13 protein-coding genes and 2 pseudogenes are annotated in these 18583 nt (G+C 60.3%); 9 read left to right on the top strand and 6 right to left on the bottom strand.

Annotated features, from left to right (window positions below; genetic code table 11):
• Positions 1-1441 precede the first annotated feature (1441 nt).
• Positions 1442-2317, bottom strand: coding sequence for a transposase (locus EXR36_07165; GenBank protein ID MSQ59414.1), 876 nt, complete (start codon positions 2315-2317; stop codon positions 1442-1444).
• Positions 2318-2415: 98 nt separating this feature from the next.
• The gene (locus tag EXR36_07160) at positions 2416-2619 is read right to left on the bottom strand and encodes a hypothetical protein (GenBank protein ID MSQ59413.1); all 204 of its coding nucleotides are present in this window, start codon (positions 2617-2619) and stop codon (positions 2416-2418) included.
• A 14-nt stretch (positions 2620-2633) separates the two neighbouring features.
• On the opposite strand from EXR36_07160, the pseudogene EXR36_07155 reads away from it, so the two are divergent.
• The 4 genes and pseudogenes from EXR36_07155 (at position 2634) to EXR36_07140 (ending at position 6901) form a co-directional block, all read left to right on the top strand.
• Positions 2634-2795, top strand: a pseudogene (locus tag EXR36_07155) (integron integrase).
• 94 nt (positions 2796-2889) lie between these two features.
• Positions 2890-3768, top strand: coding sequence for a phosphoribosylaminoimidazolesuccinocarboxamide synthase (locus tag EXR36_07150; GenBank protein ID MSQ59412.1), 879 nt, complete (start codon positions 2890-2892; stop codon positions 3766-3768).
• Positions 3769-4048: 280 nt separating this feature from the next.
• Entirely contained in the window at positions 4049-5929 is a 1881-nt protein-coding gene (locus EXR36_07145) for an MFS transporter (protein ID MSQ59411.1), read from the top strand.
• Positions 5930-6901 carry a threonylcarbamoyl-AMP synthase gene (locus tag EXR36_07140; GenBank protein MSQ59410.1) on the top strand — a complete coding sequence of 324 codons (972 nt, stop codon included), beginning with the start codon at positions 5930-5932 and terminating at the stop codon, positions 6899-6901. It abuts the gene before it with no gap.
• Here EXR36_07140 and EXR36_07135 read toward each other — a convergent pair.
• Positions 6884-8068, bottom strand: coding sequence for an aminotransferase class V-fold PLP-dependent enzyme (locus tag EXR36_07135; protein ID MSQ59409.1), 1185 nt, complete (start codon positions 8066-8068; stop codon positions 6884-6886). The two genes, EXR36_07140 and EXR36_07135, sit on opposite strands and share 18 nt — an antisense overlap.
• A 60-nt stretch (positions 8069-8128) precedes the next feature.
• On the opposite strand from EXR36_07135, the gene EXR36_07130 reads away from it, so the two are divergent.
• The 4 genes from EXR36_07130 to EXR36_07115 all read left to right on the top strand — a co-directional run bounded on the left by EXR36_07130 (position 8129) and on the right by EXR36_07115 (position 13299).
• On the top strand, positions 8129-11047 hold the full coding sequence (locus EXR36_07130; protein MSQ59408.1) for an FAD-binding oxidoreductase: 2919 nt from the start codon (positions 8129-8131) through the stop codon (positions 11045-11047).
• Positions 11048-11068: 21 nt separating this feature from the next.
• Complete coding sequence (locus EXR36_07125; protein ID MSQ59407.1) at positions 11069-11530, top strand: cupin domain-containing protein; 462 nt, start codon at positions 11069-11071, stop codon at positions 11528-11530.
• A gap of 90 nt (positions 11531-11620) precedes the next feature.
• Complete coding sequence (locus tag EXR36_07120) at positions 11621-12559, top strand: DUF2167 domain-containing protein (protein MSQ59406.1); 939 nt, start codon at positions 11621-11623, stop codon at positions 12557-12559.
• Positions 12556-13299 carry a site-2 protease family protein gene (locus tag EXR36_07115; GenBank protein MSQ59405.1) on the top strand — a complete coding sequence of 248 codons (744 nt, stop codon included), beginning with the start codon at positions 12556-12558 and terminating at the stop codon, positions 13297-13299. The genes EXR36_07120 and EXR36_07115 overlap by 4 nt, the downstream gene beginning before the upstream one ends.
• 2 nt (positions 13300-13301) lie before the next feature.
• On the opposite strand, the gene EXR36_07110 is transcribed toward EXR36_07115, so the two are convergent.
• Positions 13302-14225, bottom strand: a complete 924-nt coding sequence (locus tag EXR36_07110) for a hypothetical protein (GenBank protein ID MSQ59404.1) — start codon at positions 14223-14225, stop codon at positions 13302-13304.
• 468 nt (positions 14226-14693) lie between these two features.
• On the opposite strand from EXR36_07110, the gene EXR36_07105 reads away from it, so the two are divergent.
• Positions 14694-15950: a hypothetical protein gene (locus EXR36_07105; GenBank protein MSQ59403.1), complete on the top strand. Its 1257-nt coding sequence runs from the start codon at positions 14694-14696 to the stop codon at positions 15948-15950.
• Between the two features lie 67 nt (positions 15951-16017).
• On the opposite strand, the gene EXR36_07100 is transcribed toward EXR36_07105, so the two are convergent.
• The gene (locus tag EXR36_07100) at positions 16018-16644 is read right to left on the bottom strand and encodes a bifunctional 4-hydroxy-2-oxoglutarate aldolase/2-dehydro-3-deoxy-phosphogluconate aldolase (protein MSQ59402.1); all 627 of its coding nucleotides are present in this window, start codon (positions 16642-16644) and stop codon (positions 16018-16020) included.
• A 4-nt stretch (positions 16645-16648) separates the two neighbouring features.
• Positions 16649-18511, bottom strand: a pseudogene (locus EXR36_07095) (phosphogluconate dehydratase).
• Positions 18512-18583 lie beyond the last annotated feature (72 nt).

Genomic DNA, 18583 nt, shown 5'->3' with positions numbered 1-18583 from the left:
TGACCATCGTTTCGTTGGCGATCCGCGCCGCGGCGAATATCTCATCGAGCGCGCAACCTCGAGCGAAGACCAGGCGCGGCATGCCGCGTTACTGCAAGATGAAATTCGCGCGCGGCCTGGAGACTGGAAAAATTATCTGGCGCTGGCCAGGGTTCAACTGGGGCAGCGCGATACGCCAGCCGCATTTTCAACCCTGTTTAGTTATCCTGCCTTTAAAGCCCAGACGTCAGGCGGCGCCGAACTGTCGCAACGCGCCCATGACGCCGGCGCATTGTTCTGGCGCGCTGGGGAAACGGCGGCCGCCATTCAATTCTTCAAGCTGTCCGCGGCTTATAAATCCGGGTCCCAGGCGGAGTTGTCCAGTCTTAGGCTGATCGCCATCAGCGAAAACCAGTGGGCCGATGCTCGCAAGATTGCGCAAACCGAGTACGATCAGAGCAAGTCCTTGCGCGCCTTGGTCACGGAATCGACTTACTCGTTTCTTCTCGGGGAAGCCGGCATAGGCTGGCGGCGTCTGAAAGAAGCATTGCAATCGTCGAAAGATGACACCGGCTGGGATAGCGCGGTACTGGCGAACCGGATCGTTGCCTCCACCGATGATGAGTTACTGCGCTTCGCGAAGTCGGTTCAGGCCAATCCGGCGCGCGAGCAAATACTCAAGGAGCGCTTCTTATTCCAAGCCTCGATGATCGACCGGCCCGCCCGCGAGGGCAGCTTGCAGCTCTTGGCATCGGCGCCTCGACAGGAGGATGACTACACCTACCAATTGCTAGGCGCGGGATACTTCTCATTCAAGCGCGGTGACTACCCCGCCATGATTACCGCCCTGAGGAAACTCGGCGGCGCCGGGCCCTCGAAGATGAACGGGACAATACTCCCCTACATCGTCATGGGGCTCGCCAAGACCGGTAAACAGGAAGAAGCCATGGCCGAACTGGAAACTTACCGCTTGCGCGGCGGGAGGGACTTTTTCTACCTGCTGGCAAAAGGCTATGCCCATGGTTTGCGCGGGGATTTCGAGTCCTCCGCCACCGCTCTGTGGAGCGCCTTCACCGAGAGGCCGGACGACGGGGGGCAAGACATTCCGCCTACCTATCAATTGCTGGAAACTTACGAGAAACTTCGGGAGCTAACGGCGGATGCGCGCTACCTCACCCCGCTTCTTGATGTCGCAAAACGCCTGCAAAGCAACTGGCCTTACTCGTGGGCTTACGCCATGGAGGCCAAGTACGCGCCCGATTCTTCCGCGAGGGAGCAGGCGCTTATCGTGGCGATGTACCTGGACCGCCTATCCGAGCATCTGGCCGGAATCCCAGGCAATGACCTGTTCAAGGCGAAGAGGTGGCTAAGCGAGAACAATCCCTATTTGCCCGGCGCGGCCAAGCGCGTGGCGATGAAGTAAGGCGCGATACCAGTTACTCGGCGGGCTCGTGAAACGGTGTCAGGCCTTGCCTCTTTCCTGCTCAGCCTTTGCGATCAGCCGGCTGATGCGGGAAACCGAAAGCCCGAGTTCCCGTGCGATGGCACTCATGGTGATGCCGCCTTCGGTGTGCGCCCGGTACAACGCCTCCTCGCGCGAATCGCAGGCGTTCAGCCACTGGGCCAGGCTAAGGCCCTTTCGCCGTTGCGCCTTGGGGATGTCGCGGTCCGTACTGTTGTGGGGCCGCGCCAGCGCGTTCATGCGATCCACGAAGTCCTCGTCCCCCAGGTAGATCTGCCGGCGTAATCCAGTCTCCCATATACGCTCATCCTTGGCGCTGGCCATCTGCTCGGCATAACGCTGGGCTCCCCGGCGGCGGTCCGCCGCGTTTCGCACTGGCCGCCCCAGCACATAGCCGTGCAGGCCATCGGTGTCTAACCAGGCCGGTGCTTTCGCCTTTCCCGCGTGCGCCCGGTAGCTGGACCAAGGCCAGGCCTCGGGGCGCCTCGCCATCTTGGCCCGAACCGGGTTCAGCTCCACGTACCGGCAAACCTTCAGCAAGTAGGCGTCCCGGTCCACCAAGATCGCCTTGAAGCGGCCCTGCATCACGGGTCCTGCCTTGCCGTGGCGGCGGTTGAAGCTCTGGGTGTAGACGCTGTTGACATGGCGCATGAGCAGGGATAGATTGGCCTGCCGGGTATGCAGCACAAAGTGATAGTGGTTGCCCATCAGGCAATAGGCGAGCATCTCGCCGCCGAAGCGGGCGAGCGCCTGGGCCACGATGCCAAGAAACCCGAGGCGGTCTTCATCGCCGGTGAAAATAGGTTCGCCATGGCCGCCACGCGCGGTGACGTGGTAAACGGCGCCGGGGAACTCAATGCGAAGGGGGCGGGCCATTGCGGAACCTTACGCCGGGTTCGTGAAAAAGGCAAGCTATGACCCTACAAGGGGGTGCGATTCAAGCTGATGTGGAGTTAAGCTGCCCCACTGCGGGGCTACGCTTCGCTACCGGCGCACGATCTTGCCGCAAGCGGTGCATAGGCAACCGTCACAACCTTCTTCGTGCACACGGTTGATCTGCCGATGACGCAAGCGCTCAACGCCGGTCCGTAAAGCGCACCGGACTCGATCTGCTTCACATCGAGCCGCGCCCGTTGTGGCAAGCGGTAGGTAACCGGTAACCCTACGGCGTTCAACAAATCCGCTACCCCTCACGCTTAGGCACAGTTTTGCGACTCATCTGATTCAGTCCGGCTACGACATCCGTACGGTGCAAGAGCTTATGAGTCATAGCGACGTGAGCACCACGATGATTTATACCCACGTTCTCAATAGAGGTGGAAAAGGGGTGCGTAGTCCGCTAGATGGGCTATAGGCTTATCTTGAGAATTAGGAGAACTGCTAAACTCGCCGCTCTTTCACTGCTGGCTGTCGCGCATTGCCCGTGGCACCACGGACTCCGAGTTTGAATGAACTCCATTCTAGAAACCAAACTTACTTCCTTGCGTTTTCTTCACCGCGGCAAGGTACGCGATCTGTATGAGATCGACAGCGAGCGTCTGCTGGTGATCCAGACGGACCGCTTGTCCGCTTTCGACGTAATCCTGCCCACGCCCATTCCCGGCAAGGGCAAGGTGCTGACGAAGGTGTCCGTCTTCTGGTTCAAGAAACTCGCGCACATCATCCCCAATCACTATCTCGATACGCCGCCCGAGTCCGTCGTGGCGCCTCACGAGCGCGACCAGGTGGCCGGGCGCGCCATGGTGGTGAAGCGCTTCATGCCGTTGCCCATCGAGGCCATCGTGCGCGGTTATGTAGCGGGTTCGGGTTGGAAGGATTATCAAAAGACAGGGACGATTTGCGGCCTTGCGCTGCCGAGGAATTTGCGCGAAGCGGATAAGCTGCCTAGCGCGATCTTCACGCCTTCCACCAAAGCGCCGACCGGTTCGCACGACGAAAATATCTCCTTCGCCGAAGCGGAGCGCTTGTTGGGCAAGGAACGCGCGGCGCTGGTGCGCGAGAAAACGATTGCGCTCTACACGGAAGCCGCGGCTTACGCCGCCACGCGCGACATCATCATCGCGGATACGAAGTTCGAATTCGGCACGGATGCCGCGGGGACGGTGCATTTGATCGATGAGGCGCTGACGCCGGATTCCTCGCGCTTTTGGCCCGTGGATAGCTATAAGCCCGGGAGCAGTCCGCCGAGTTTCGATAAGCAGTTCGTGCGCTATTGGTTGGAGGCACGGCAATGGAACAAGAAACCACCCGCGCCAGCGTTACCCGAGGACGTATTGAGGCGTACCGCGGAGAAATACGAAGAGGCAGCGAGGCGGTTGATTGGGTAGACACAAACGATGAGGCAGCCATCCTCCATGCACTACCTCGCTCACCCTAACCCTCTCCCGGGGGGAGAGGCGCCACGGCGCGCGCGCCGCGAATTGCGGCCATGAACCCGATGTGGCTGGCGTCTCTTTCCTCATCCCCTTCCCTTCTCCTGCTGGGAGAATGGAGTGTTGCGCTCCCCGCCCGAGCGGGGAGGTTCATGGGTAAGGGGATCTTCCGCCGCAATAATTCGCGTTCCTGTCTTGCTCTGTGTCCCGGTGTCTCCGTGGCGAGATTATTTTGATGATAAGGCCCAACCAATTTCATCTACTCACCGAGCGGCGCTTCTTGCCGTTTTTTCTTGCGCAGTTGTCCGGGGCCTTCAACGACAATCTCTACAAGAACGTGCTGGTGCTGCTTGTCACTTACCAAGCGGCGTCTTATACGAGCCTTGACCCAGGATTGCTGGCCAATCTGGCGGCGGGAGTCTTCATCCTGCCCTTCGTTTTGTTCTCGGCCACGGGCGGGCAATTGGCGGACCGTTACGACAAATCGGTCCTCATCCGCACGATCAAATTCGCCGAAGTGCTGATCATGGCCCTGGCCTGCTATGGATTGGCGCTGAAGAGTCTTCCACTTTTGCTCGCGGCACTGTTTCTCATGGGCACGCACTCCGCGTTTTTTGGGCCGGTGAAGTACTCGATCTTGCCCCGTGTCCTGAAGGAAGACGAGTTGACCGGCGGCAACGGATTGGTGGAGTCGGGAACCTTCGCCGCCATACTGATTGGCACTGTCGTGGCCGGCTTACTGGCGGGCGCGAGCGCGGAAGTGCCGGCGTTGACCTTGGCTCTGGTGGGAGTGGCGGCCTTTGGCTTCTTGTGCAGCCTGTTTGTCCCCTCCACGCAGAGCGCGGATCCCAGTCTAAAGATCGGCATCAATCCCATCACTGGCATCGTGGATACGATTCGATTCGCGCGTCAGAAGCGCTCGGTATTTCTGTCGGTGCTTGGCATCTCCTGGTTTTGGTTTTTTGGCGCGTTGCTGCTCTCGCAATTCCCCAACTACGCCAAGTCCGTGCTGGGGGGTGACGAGCATGTGGTGACCTTGCTTCTGATGTTGTTCTCGGTGGGCGTGGCGGTGGGTTCTCTGTTGTGCGAGCGGTTGTCGGCGGGCCGGGTGGAAATTGGGCTTGTGCCTTTCGGGTCCATAGGCATCACGCTCTTCGCCGCGGATTTGTACTTCGCGACGCCCGCGGCGACCGGGTCCATGCGGCCCGTGATGGAATTCATCGGCAGCGCCGGCAGCGGCCGGCTGCTCGTGGATTTATTTCTGCTGGGGCTATTCGGCGGTTTTTACATCGTGCCGCTCTACGGGTTTATCCAGACCCGCACGCAAATCACGCACACCTCCCGTATCGTCGCGGCAAACAATATTCTCAATGCGCTGTTCATGGTGGCGGCCGCTGGAATCGCCGCCCTATTGCTCTCCGTGGGCCTCACCATTCCAGAATTGATTCTGACCTGCGCATTGTTCAATGCCGCAGTGGCCTTCTACATCTACACCTTGGTTCCAGAGTATTTATGGCGCTTCGTCGATTGGATGCTGGTCCACACGATTTTCCGTTTGAAGAAAACAGGCCTTGAAAATATTCCCGAGGAAGGCCCGGCGCTGCTCGTGTGCAATCATGTTTCCTTCGCCGACGCCATGGTGCTCGCCGCCGCCGTGCACCGCCCGGTACGTTTCGTGATGGATCACAAGATCTACAACGTACCGGTGCTCAATTTTCTGTTTCGGGCAGCGAAGGTGATACCCATCGCCCCCGCTAAAGTGGATCCCGTGCTGCTGGAGCGTGCCTTCGAGGAAGTGGACCGGGAGCTGGCCACGGGAGAAATCGTATGTATCTTCCCCGAAGGGAAGCTCACCGCGGACGGCGAGATCGGCGAATTTCGGCCAGGCGTGGCGCGCATCCTGGAGCGCAGGCCAGTGCCGGTGCTGCCCGTGGCGATCTCCGGGCTTTGGGAATCGCCCTTCTCGCGCTTTGAGCGCAGCTTGTTCAAGCGCTTTACCCTCGGTACCTTGTTTCGGCGATTGCGCGTGGCGATCGGCGAGGCCGTCGCTTCGGGCGGCGTCACTCCGGAGTTGTTGCGCGCGCGCGTGGTTGCCCTGCGCGGCGATTGGAAATAGATGGAGCGCGTCCTGTTGGAGGGCGCCGTGCGCATATTGCGAGGCGGGGGACTCGTGGCCTTTCCCACGGAAACGGTCTACGGATTGGGCGCCGATGCTTCGAATCCAGCGGCTGTGCGGCGAATCTTCGAGGCCAAGGGAAGGCCGACCGCGCATCCGCTCATCGTGCATCTCGCTACCGAGGACCAGATTGGTCAATGGGCGCACGACATTCCGGCCGCGGCGAGCCAGCTCGCGAGCGCGTTCTGGCCTGGGCCCATGACTCTCATCCTTAAGCGCCACGCGCGGGTACTGGATGAAGTGACCGGCGGGCAGGACACCGTGGGATTGCGCGTACCGGCTCACCCGATGGCGCAAGCTTTGTTGCAGGCTTTCGGCGGAGGCGTTGCGGCACCGTCGGCTAACCGCTTCGGCCATGTGAGCCCCACCACCGCCGCGCACGTACGGGACGAATTGGGCGGCCGCGTGGACTTGGTACTGGATGGCGGAGCATGCGACGTGGGCATCGAATCCACCATCGTGGATTGCTCCAGCGGCATTCCCTTTATTCTGCGGCCGGGAAAAATTACTGGGGACGATATCCGCGCCGCGACGGGACTTGCGCCGAATCTCCCTACCGCCGCGGCACCGCGCGTTTCGGGCAGCCTCGCCTCGCATTACGCTCCCAGTACGCCAGTCGTACTGGTACCTAGTGCCGCATTGGACGAGGTTGCGCGATCCATGCAAGCACCTCTTGCCGTTCTCGCCCGGAGGCCACGTCCTGGAGGTTGGGAGCGTGGCACGTGGCGCGAGGCGCCTAGCGAGCCCGAGGGTTACGCGCGGGCGCTCTATGCCCACTTGCGCGAACTGGATCGCCTTCGCTGCAACGCCATCCTCGTGGAAGAAGTGCCGCCAGGGATGGCATGGTCCGCCATCGCCGACCGCTTGTCGCGCGCGGCCGGCAAGGGCAGCGATTTACCTGACAGCGGCTAAGGTTTCCGCGTTACCGAGATTTTCCAGCGCGGCTGCCACACCCTTGCGTTCGATGTTCACGCCTGCCAGCGCCAGCCCCATCTCCACGCCGCAGAGCGTTGCCGCCAAGGCGAGGTCATTGAAATCCCCCAGATGACCGATGCGAAATACCCGGCCTTGTAGCTTGCCGAGGCCGGTGCCGAGCGACATATCGAAGCGCTCCAAAATGATTTTGCGCAAGTGATCGGCATCGTGCCCCGGGGGTAGTTGCACGGCGGTGAGCGAATTGCTGTATTCCTCGGGGTTGCTGCACAATATTTCCAAACCCCACGCTTTCACAGCGCGCCGCGTGGCTTCGCCGTGGCGCTGGTGGCGCGCGAACACGTTGTCCAAACCTTCTTCCTGCAACATGCGCAAGGCTTCGCGCAATCCATAGAGCATGTTGGTCGCGGGCGTGTAGGGAAAATAACCTGTCTCGTTGGCCGCCAGCATGTCTGCCCAGTTCCAATACGCGCGCGGTAGTAGCGCCGAGCGCGAGGCGACTTGCGCCTTGACGTTCACCGCGTTAAAGCTGAGTCCGGGCGGCAGCATCAATCCTTTCTGCGATCCGGCAACGGTGACATCCACGCCCCATTCATCCATGCGGTAGTCGATGCAGGCAAGGGAAGAAATCGTGTCGGCCATCAGCAGCGCGGGATGTTGCGCACGGTCCAAGGCACGGCGAATGAGAGGCACGCGCGTGACCGCGCCGGTGGAGGTTTCGTTGTGCACCACGCACACGGCCTTGATGCGATGCTCGCGGTCGGCGAGCAACTCGAATTCCATGGCGGCATGGTCGGCGCCGTGGCGCCAGTCCCCAGGTAGGAAAATCGTTTCCAACCCGAGATTCTCCGCCATCCTTTTCCACAGGGTGCTGAAGTGGCCGGTTTCGTACATCAGCACACGGTCGCGCGGCGAGAGCGTGTTGGCGAGCGCCGCTTCCCACGCGCCCGTGCCAGAAGCTGGGTATATGATGACGGGATGGCGCGTCTTGAACACGGACTTCAGCCCGGCCAGCACTTCCAGGCCCAGGGCCGCGAAGCCGGCCCCCCGGTGATCCATGGTCGCCTGGTCAATGGCGCGCAGCACGCGGTCCGGAACATTGGTGGGCCCCGGAATCTGAAGAAAATGGCGTCCCGCCCTATACATCAGCAACTCCTTGAACAGATTCTTGGTGACATAGGCTAACATCCAGCCGACTAATCCAATGTGCAATTCCGGTTACCCGTGAGCGCCGCCGCACCTATCAGGTTTACTCCCACCGCTACCAGTGCCTTGGTCAAACGGCTGCGCAAAGAAGTCGAAGGCGATGTTTACTTCGATGCCTTTAGCCGGGGGCGCTACAGCACGGATGCCTCCATCTACCAGATCGAGCCCATAGGCGTGGTGGTGCCGCGCACGGAGGAGGCCGCGCGTATCGCGCTACAAATCGCCGTTGAGGAAGACATTCCCATCTTGCCGCGCGGCGCGGGCAGCTCTCAGTGCGGGCAAAGTGTGGGCCGTGCGCTCATCATCGATCATTCCAAGCACCTCGCGCAAATCGGCGAACTGGATGCCGAAGGCGAACAGATCACCGTGCAACCAGGCGTCGTGCTGGACCAGCTCAACGCGGCGTTGCGCCCGCGGGGACTTTGGTTTCCGGTGGATGTCTCCACCTCCGCCCAGGCGACCCTGGGAGGGATGGCGGGAAACAATTCCTGCGGCTCGCGCTCCATCCGCTACGGCAACATGGTGCACAACGTGTTGGGAATCGACGCATGGCTCGCCGGCGGAACACGGATGCACTTCGCGGCACCGCAAGCGTGTTCCGCCAACGCCAAGAGCCTGGTAGAGCGCATCCACACCGTGGCCCAGCGCGAAGCCACGGAAATCGCGCAGCGCTGGCCCAAGGTATTGCGCCGCGTGCAAGGCTATAACCTGGACATGGTGCTGCCTGGCACTGAGCACAACCTGGCGCATCTGCTGGTGGGCTCCGAAGGCACGCTCGCCTATAGCGAGCGCCTCAAGCTGAAACTCGCGCGCATTCCAGCACAAAAGGCTCTGGGGGTGATCCACTTCCCCGCCTTCTACCGCGCGATGGAGTGCGCCCAGCATATCGTGAAGCTCGGGCCCGATGCGGTGGAGTTGGTGGACCGCACCATGATCGATCTGGCTCGGGGAAATGCGTCCTTTCGGCCCATCGTCGACCGCTTCCTGGTGGGCGACCCTGAAGCCATCCTGCTAGTGGAGTTCGCGGGCGAAACAGACCCATCGCGCAAACTAGAAGAACTGGCCGAACTCATGGCCGATCTGAGTCTGCCAAACTCCGTGGTTCAAATAACGGATCTCGCGCTCCAGCGCGAAATCTGGGAGGTTCGCAAGGCTGGCCTCAACATCATGATGTCCATGAAGGGCGATGGCAAACCCGTGTCCTTTATCGAGGATTGCGCGGTGCCGCTGGAACATCTCGCCGAATACACGCGGCAACTCACGGAGATTTTCCACAAGCACGGCACGCGCGGCACCTGGTACGCCCACGCTTCCGTGGGCACGCTGCACGTGCGCCCGGTGCTGAACATGAAGGGCGATGGTGCGCTCAAAATGCGCGCCATCGCCGAGGAAGCCTGCGAGTTGGTCAAGCGCTACAAGGGCGCTTTCTCGGGCGAGCACGGCGATGGGTTGGTGCGCTCGGAGTGGATCGAGCCCATCATCGGGCAACGGCTGGCGGCGGCGCTGGGCGAGATCAAGGCCATCTTCGATCCGCGCAACTTGATGAACCCAGGCAAGATCGTGAAGCCCTCGAAGATGGACGACCGGTCGCTCTTTCGCGCCGGCCCCGGATACCAGCCGCAAGCGATTCGAACGGCGCTCGACTGGTCCGCCTGGGATGTGCACGGGCGCGGCGACGGACTCCTTGCGGCCACGGAGATGTGCAACAACAACGGCCATTGCCGCAAGTTCGACGCGGGCACCATGTGCCCCTCCTATCGCGTAACGCAAGAGGAACAGCACCTAACGCGCGGGCGCGCCAACTCGCTCAGGCTCGCGCTCTCCGGGCGTTTGGGTAGCGATGCGCTCGCCTCGCCCGCCATGCACGAGGCCATGTCCTTGTGCGTGGGGTGCAAGGGTTGCAAGCGCGAGTGCCCCACAGGGGTGGACATGGCGCGCATGAAGATCGAGTTCATGCATCACTACACACGGCGCCACGGGCTGAGTGCGCGGCAGAAGATGATCGCTTATCTGCCGCGCAATGCGCCCGCGTGGTCGAAATTCTCGGCTTTACTGAATCTGCGCGACCGCATTCCCGGCGCGGCCGCGCTCAGCGAAGCGCTCACCGGCATTAGCGGGCGGCGCAGCTTGCCCGTATGGCACGCCGATCCCGAGGCGCAATGGCAAGTTCCAGCTCGTGGCGAGCGAGAAGTCGTGCTCTTCGCCGACACCTTCAATCGCTGGTTCGAACCAGAGAACGTATCGGCCGCGCTCAATGTGTTGGGCGCGGCGGGCTATCGCGCTCATCTCGCGCGTGGCGCGGACCGGCCGCTTTGTTGCGGGCGTACCTTTCTCGCCGCTGGCCTGGTGGACGAGGCGCGGGTGGAAGCGAAGCGCTTGCTGGCTGCCCTGCGCGCTTACGCGCAACGCGGCGTGCCCATCGTGGGCCTCGAACCATCGTGCCTGCTCACATTGCGCGATGAATACACGGTGATGCTGGACAAGACCGAGCTTGGGGACGTTCCGGAACACGCGCTGCTGTTCGAGGAATTTCTCGCGCGCGAGCACAGCGCGGGTAGCCTTAACCTGCCGCTGCGATCCATGGAAGGAAAGACCGCTCACGTGCACGGCCATTGCCATCAAAAGGCCTTTGGCTTGATGGACGGCGTGGAGCGCGTGCTCAAAATGATTCCCGGTCTCAAAGTGGAGCAAATTCCATCGAGCTGCTGCGGGATGGCCGGGGACTTCGGTTACCGCGCCGAACACTACGATGTTTCGATGAAAATGGCGGAGGCCTCGCTGCTGCCAAGGGTGCGCCAGGCAGCGGCGGCGGATTGGATCGTGGCCAGCGGCACCAGTTGTCGGCACCAGATCAAGGATGGAGCGAAGCGCGAGGCAGTCCATGCGGCCAGGATGCTGCAAGCGGCGCTCCCGGAGTAAATCGCGGAGAAGGAGGCAAGAATGAAATGGAAGTTCAACGGCGTGCGCGTCGTGAAAAGTACCGAGCTGGACACCAATACAGCGCAAACACCCGGAATGAACCGGGCGGCGGCTATTACGCATGAGCGCTGTGGCGCGGAGAAGCTATGGGCGGGAACGGTGGTGATCCACCCCAAGGCCAAAACCGGTGCCCATCACCACGGCCCCGTGGAAAGCGTGATTTACGTGGTGAGCGGAAAGGCGCGCATGCGCTGGGGCGATAATCTCGAATTCACCGCCGAGGCAGGGCCGGGAGATTTTATTCACGTGCCGCCCTTCGTTCCACACCAGGAAATCAACGCGAGCGACGATGAGCCGCTCTCCTGCGTGCTGTGCCGCAGCGGGCAAGAGCCCGTGGTGATAAATCTGGACATACCCATGGTGGAGCACCCCGAGGAGGTGCATTGGACGGACGACATTCATAAAGCGCCCCGTCCTGCTTAAGATTGACCGGTAATGACCGATCATGCGCTATCGCGCGCGCAAGCCACGGGCGAGTGGGATGATCCTACTTGAAACTCCAAGGGAGCTAGCATGACCTTATTCATCCGTATTTCGATACTCATCGCGGCCTGCCTCGGCTATTCGGCGGCGGCCGAGGACAAACAGCCCGCGGGTGGCCCTGCGGCCATGGACGCCATGCAAATCGAGTACGACGCCGCGGTGGCTGAAGCCCAACACAAATCCACGAAGGGGCCCGCCGACGTACCGCTCATGGACCAAGCCACGTTGAAGCTTCCTCAGGGCTATACCTACTTTCCTGGAAAGGAGGCGGGCCGGTTACTGCGGGCCATGGGCAATCGCGTGACCGAGGATCCCTTGGGGATGGTGGTCGGGAACCAGGCCAATCAAGGCGATTGGTTCGCCGTGATGCAATACGACGCCGCCGGCTACGTGAAAGACGATGACGCCAAGGAATGGAACGCGGAGGAGTTGCTAGGAAGCATTCGCGCTGGCGCCGCGGCGGCCAACGATGAGCGGCGGGCGAAGGGGCTTCCCGAAACCGAGATCATCGGTTGGATTCAGGCGCCGGCCTACGATAGCGCCCAACACCGGCTCGTTTGGTCCATCGCTTCCAAAGGCAAGGGCGAGCCCGACAGCACCGAACGCACCGTGAACTACGACACCTATGCGCTGGGGCGCGAGGGCTACATCAGTCTTAATCTGGTGACTGGCGCATCGGCGATAGAGTCCGAGAAGCGTTTTGCGAAGGAACTGTTGGCCGCCTTGAATTTCAACCCAGGGAAGAGTTACGCGGAATTCAATTCCTCCACCGACAAAGTCGCCGAATACGGCTTGGCGGCCTTGGTGGGCGGCGTGGTGGCGAAAAAACTTGGCTTCTTCGCCATGCTCGCGGTATTCCTCGCGAAGTTCGCCAAGGTCATCGGCGTGGGTGCCTTGTTCGGCGCAGCGGGGCTGTGGAAATACTTCAAGAACCGCAAGGCCTCCCGCGGCGTGGATAGCACGGCTTGACGAAGCTACTTCTCCTACTCTTCTCGGGCCTTAAGTTCGGGAAGATTCTCACCACCGGCGGCACCATGCTCATTTCGGTGGTGGTGTACGCCTTCATCTTCGGTTGGTGGTACGCGGTGGGATTCGTCCTTCTCATATTCGTACACGAGATGGGCCATTACATCGCCGCCCGCCGGCGCGGACTCGACGTGGGCGCGCCCACCTTCATTCCCTTCGTGGGCGCGTGGATTCAACTGAAGGACCTTCCCCACGACGCGGAAACCGAAGCCTATATCGGGCTCGCGGGCCCGTTGATCGGAACCATTGGTGCACTGGTGTGTTATTTCTTCGCACGCAGCTATGACAGCGACTTGTTGCTGGCCCTCGCCTACTCGGGATTTTTTCTCAACCTTTTTAATCTCATTCCGCTCTCGCCCTTCGACGGCGGGCGGATTACGGCGGCTATTTCGCCCAAGCTATGGTTGGTGGGAGCGCCCATGCTGATCGCACTATTCTTCTACCGCCCAAGCCCATTGCTGATCTTGATGGCGCTCATCGCCGCCCCGCAAGTTTGGAAGGCCATCAAGTTCGATCCCAATGCGCCGGAGAACGCGGCTTACTACACGGTCCCCTCGGCCAAGCGGTGGGAGTACGCCATCTGGTATATCGGACTCGCCGCCTTCTTGGCGGTCATGTCGCACGACGTGCACGAGATGTTGCAGGGCGTGCGCGCAAGCCGGGGGAATTCGCAGGCAATGTAGGCCTATCCGGCAATCGCTTTGCGAATGGCAGCAAGGACTGCCGTATCGTCGAACATCACCTTCCCGTTCTCCACGCGAACGCCCAGTTCACGCCAGAGATGTTCCAGATCGATGAGTTGCGGGCCTGCTCGCATGCGTTCATACAATTCGACCAATACCGGCGCATCGAGACTGCGGTCGCCGGTTCCCAAGGCTTTACGGACCGGCCATGTGACACCGCTATGTCCTCCCGAAGCCAGTATCGCTTTCAGCGCATGTTGTAGACCCCTCCTATTGCCCGAGCGCTTGCGAATCTCGATGTCGGCGAACAGCCAGTAAGCCGCACCTCCCCAATACGTACATCCCCAGGATCCGTTCTCATCCAGTCCCGCGCGCCGCAGCTCCCGAATGCCATGAGGTAGGCCATCCACCATATCCATCCACACCTTCTGCGCGCCAAGTTGTCCTGCTTGATACCGCGCGAGCGGCTCCACATAGGTGGCCAATCCCTCCTGCGCCCAGACTTGTTCATCGCTCAGGGCGGGAAAGGCGAGGTGCACGAGCTCGTGGGTCAAGGTCCAATCGCGAAGGAATTGATCCGGCGTGGTGGCTGGTCCCACATTTAGGCGTATGTAGGGTAAAGGATAGCCAAAGCTTGTGCCCCCATGAACTCCCGTGCGAGTGGCTTCAAATACTTGAATCCGCAGGCCGGTTACGGGGAATTGGCCAAAATAAGCCTCCACCGCTTTCGTGCCGTCGCTGATCCAGCGATAAATGGCTGAAGCGATCAGTATGAGTTCGCCGTCGATTCTGACATGGATGATTGCCGCGCCGGTCTTGATGTCGAAATACTTACTCCCGGGCACGGCCAAGTCTGTCTGCACGGATGTACAACCCGCAAACAGCGGCAGAAATGCAAGACAGAGGATGCGCGCAAAAGCGGCCATGGGTGCCCGGCAAAAGCAAAGGAGAAGCCTCGAAAATCTTAAGCTTGCATACGTCCGGCAAGACAATCCAGATGGAATTCGCCTGGGGGAAAAATAGCCAATAGTCCATCCTGATACGGGGGCGATGGCAATAACTGGATTGCACCTCGTCGCGAAGCCGGGAATGGCAAGGCCTTCATCGATCCAGTTGAGAAGCTCGGAACATGATGGGAACTGTTGGGGACATCAACCTATCGCCTCCTGGCCTAAACTTAGGCGTAAGCCAGCACTTGCTCTAAGTACCTTGGCCACCTCAATCATGGTATTCATCAAGCTGAAAAAGAGGTTGAATTCGTAAATGAGAACGAATATCATTTGCGCTTGCAGTTATATCCTAGATTAAATACTGCCTGCCTGAGGAGGACGTGCTGCGGGGGATTGCCAGGGCACACAAAGTCGTCCACGGCAAGCGCTCAATGGGGAGGAAGAATGAAGCGGATCGTAGGTGTTGCACTGGTGAGTGCGCTGTTGGGAGGCGCGGGGGTAAGCGCGCAAACCGCCGAAGAGCAAGTGGAGGCGTTGCGCAAAAGGGTCGAGACCCTGGAAGCCCAAGCGAAAAGGGACCGCGGCGTTTCGCCACATCAGATCAACCCAGCCAATGGCCCGGACGAAGGCAAAGTCTCCATTGGGGGATACGGCGAGGTGGCCTATAACAAATTCCAAGACGGCACCGCCAAGGATATTGCGGATCTCAAGCGCTTCGTGCTGTTCTTAGGTTACCGCTTCAATGACAACATCAAGTTGTATTCCGAGCTGGAAGTCGAGCATGCTTTCGTCGAGACCGGTACTGCTCCCTCCCAAGGTGCACTCGAAATGGAACAGGCGTTTCTTGAATTCAAGATCGCCAATCCCGTCAATATCCGTGTAGGCCTGATGATCATTCCCTCCGGAACCATCAACGAATACCACGAACCCCCCGTGTTCTATGGTGTGGAGCGGAACGAGATCGAATCCCGCATTATTCCAACCACCTGGCGCGAGTTGGGCGTAGCCGTGCAAGGTGTCGTGGCGGATGGCTTCGAGTACAACCTGGGGATCGCCACCACGCCCGATGCCGGTCTGTACAGCGCAAGCAACGGCGCTTCGCGCGGGTTTCGCGACATGCGAACGAGCGGCAGCAAGTCCAATGCCAACGATCTCGGGTTCTTCGCGGGGCTCAATTGGCGCGCTATCCCCGGACTGCTGGTGGGAGGCAGCTTGTTCATGGGGGACACGGCACAGGATGGCGATGGCGCAATCAATAAAGCCCAACTGGCCGGAACTGGCGCCCGACTCACCCTGTGGGACGTGCATGCAAAATACTCCACCGCTGGATTCGATTTCAAAACGCTCTATGCCGCGGGCGGTCTAGATGACACGGCAGCCATCAACGCGGCCGCGAATATCGACGCGGGGTCCAACAAGGCCGCACCGAAAGCTTTCTACGGCTGGTTGGGAGAAGTGGCCTATCACGTCTGGCAAAAAGACAACTTGGACGTAGCGCCGTTTGTGCGCTATGAGCGCTACAACACGCAACAGGAGGTGGCCGCTGGATTTACCCTAAATCCGAAAAATGACGAGCGAGTCGTGACAGTTGGCGTGAACTTCCGGCCTCATCCGCAGGTGGTCATCAAAGCGGACTTCCAAAACTATCGCGCCGACAATGCCAAAGATCGCTGGAATCTTGGTATCGGTTATATGTATTAGCCCTCCCTTCGAGACGGGCGTTTCCTCCTAGGCTAAAACACTTGGGGGCTCGCGAGAGCCCCTTTTTCTATTTGGCGCGAAGCGCGCCTGCCTGTCGCGCCAGAGCGGTGATTCCCGCCCAATCACCTTTATCCACTAACCCTTTCGGGGCGATCCACGACCCGCCCACGCAGCCCACGTTCGGCAAAGCCAAAAAATCGGCGGCGCTATTAGCATCCACTCCACCGGTGGGACAAAAGCGAATATCGGCAAAGGGGCCCGCCAGCGCTTTCAGCATGCCCAGGCCACCGGCTTGTTGCGCGGGGAATAATTTCATGGCGCGAAAACCCAACGCGTAGGCCGTCATCACTTCCGTGGGAGTCATGACCCCCGGAAGAAAGGGAAAATCGCGCCGCTTGACCTCGTTGAGCAAGGATTCGCTCAAGCCCGGACTCACACCAAAGGCCGCGCCGGTCTCGATGACCGACTGCAATTGACTGGTCTGCGTAATGGTTCCAACACCCGTGATAGCCTCGGGAACCTCCTTGAGGATGGCCCTGACGCACTCTAGCGCCACCGCAGTGCGCAGCGTGATTTCCAACACGCGGATGCCTCCCTCCACCAGAGCGCGAGCCAGGGGAACAGCCCTGGCCACGTCTTCGATGACCAGCACCGGCATCACGGGGCTGGCGTTCATGATCTCCTGAATTCTCATCGTTCTATACCTTCGCCGTTTCGCTGGGAATGCTCTCGCCTAGAGCGTCCTCTATCCATCCGCAGAAGCTGCCGCCCTCTTCCGCCGTACACGCATTCGCACGCGCCGTTGCGAATAATTCCCGCCCAAATCCGCTTTGGTACGCTGCCATATCCGGAATCTCCATGGGGCGAGACGCCAATTCAATTTCGCTCAGCTTCACCTCCAGCACACCGGACTGCGCATCTAGGCGAATCACATCGCCGCTACGCACTTTCGCCAAGGGCCCGCCCAACAAGCATTCCGGACTCACGTGAATGGCCGCAGGCACTTTACCGGAAGCGCCCGACATGCGTCCGTCGGTCACCAATGCCACCTTGAATCCCGCCTCTTGCAATACCGCAAGCGACGGGGTGAGTTGGTGCAGCTCCGGCATGCCATTCACACGCGGGCCCTGAAAGCGGACCACGGCGACGAAATCTCGTTTCAATTCGCCGCGCTTGAAGGCGGCAAGCATCTCATCTTGCGTGTTGAACACGAGTGCCGGGGCCTCTACCACGCGATGTTCGGGGGCAACCGCCGACACCTTGATGATGGCACGACCGAGGTTGCCTTTCAGGAGCTTGAGGCCGCCGTCCGCGCTAAAGGGTTCGAGAAATATTCGCAGCACGCTCGCATCCGAACTTTGTCCCGGTGCGGCGCGCCACATCAACTGCTTGCCGTCGAGAAAGGGTTCCTCCGTGTAGCGCCACAGGTCTCCCGCGATGGTCTTCACATCGCCGTGCAGCAATCCATGTTCGAGGAGTTCCCGGATCAGCAGTCCCATTCCGCCGGCGGCGTGAAAGTGATTTACATCGGCGCTCCCATTGGGATAGATCTTCGCGAGCAATGGCACCACGGCGGATAAATCGGAGAAATCGTCCCAATTGATTTGAATACCCGCCGCACGCGCGATGGCGACCAGATGCAAAGTGTGGTTGGTGGAGCCCCCGGTCGCCAGCAACCCGACGATGGCGTTGACGATGGCTCTTTCGTCCACCACTTCGCCGACTGGCGTGTATTGTTTGCCCAGATGCGTGATGGAAGCTATGCGTTTGGCCGCCGCCGCCGTGAGCGCATCTCTAAGAGGTGTGTTGGGATTGACGAAAGCGGCGCCTGGAAGATGCAATCCCATGACCTCCATCAACATCTGATTGCTGTTCGCCGTGCCATAGAAGGTACAGGTGCCCGTGCCGTGATAGGACTTCGCCTCCTACTCCAAGTACGCCTCGCGGCTTACTTTGCCTTGGGCATAGAGCTGGCGGACTTTGGATTTCTCGTCGTTACTCAAACCCGAGGTCATGGGGCCGGCGGGCACGAAGATGGCGGGCAGGTGTCCGAACTGCAACGCCCCCATGAGCAAACCCGGAACGATTTTGTCGCACACGCCCAAGCACAGCACGGCATCGAAGACGTTGTGCGACAGCGCGATGGCCGTGGACATGGCGATGACATCGCGGCTGAATAGAGACAACTCCATCCACGGCTGGCCTTGCGTGACCCCATCGCACATGGCCGGAACCCCGCCGGCGAACTGCGCCACGGCATCGGCCTCGCGCGCGGCGCGCTTGATAATCTCGGGAAAGCGCTCCAGCGGCTGATGAGCCGATAGCATATCGTTGTAGGAATACACGATCCCGATGTTGGGTTTGCGAACCTCCTTGATGATGAGCTTGTCCGAGTCGCTGGAGGCCGCGAAGGCATGGGCCAAGTTCGTGCACGACAAACCTTTTCGCAGCGGCCCTTTTTCACGGGCCGCTTTCATGCGACTGAGATAGGCGGAGCGTGTAAGCTTGCTACGCTCGCGAATGTGGGCGGCTACGCTGTTGAGTACTGGATTGAGGTTCAAGGCTGCTCCACTGCTAGTAAGACTAAGGGATGTCACTGGAATATCGGCACCGGATGCTAATGATTGATGGCG

It is taken from the genome of Betaproteobacteria bacterium, from assembly GCA_009693245.1.
Classification (GTDB): Bacteria; Pseudomonadota; Gammaproteobacteria; order Burkholderiales; family SHXO01; genus SHXO01.
This window is presented reverse-complemented; position numbering and strand designations above follow the sequence as displayed.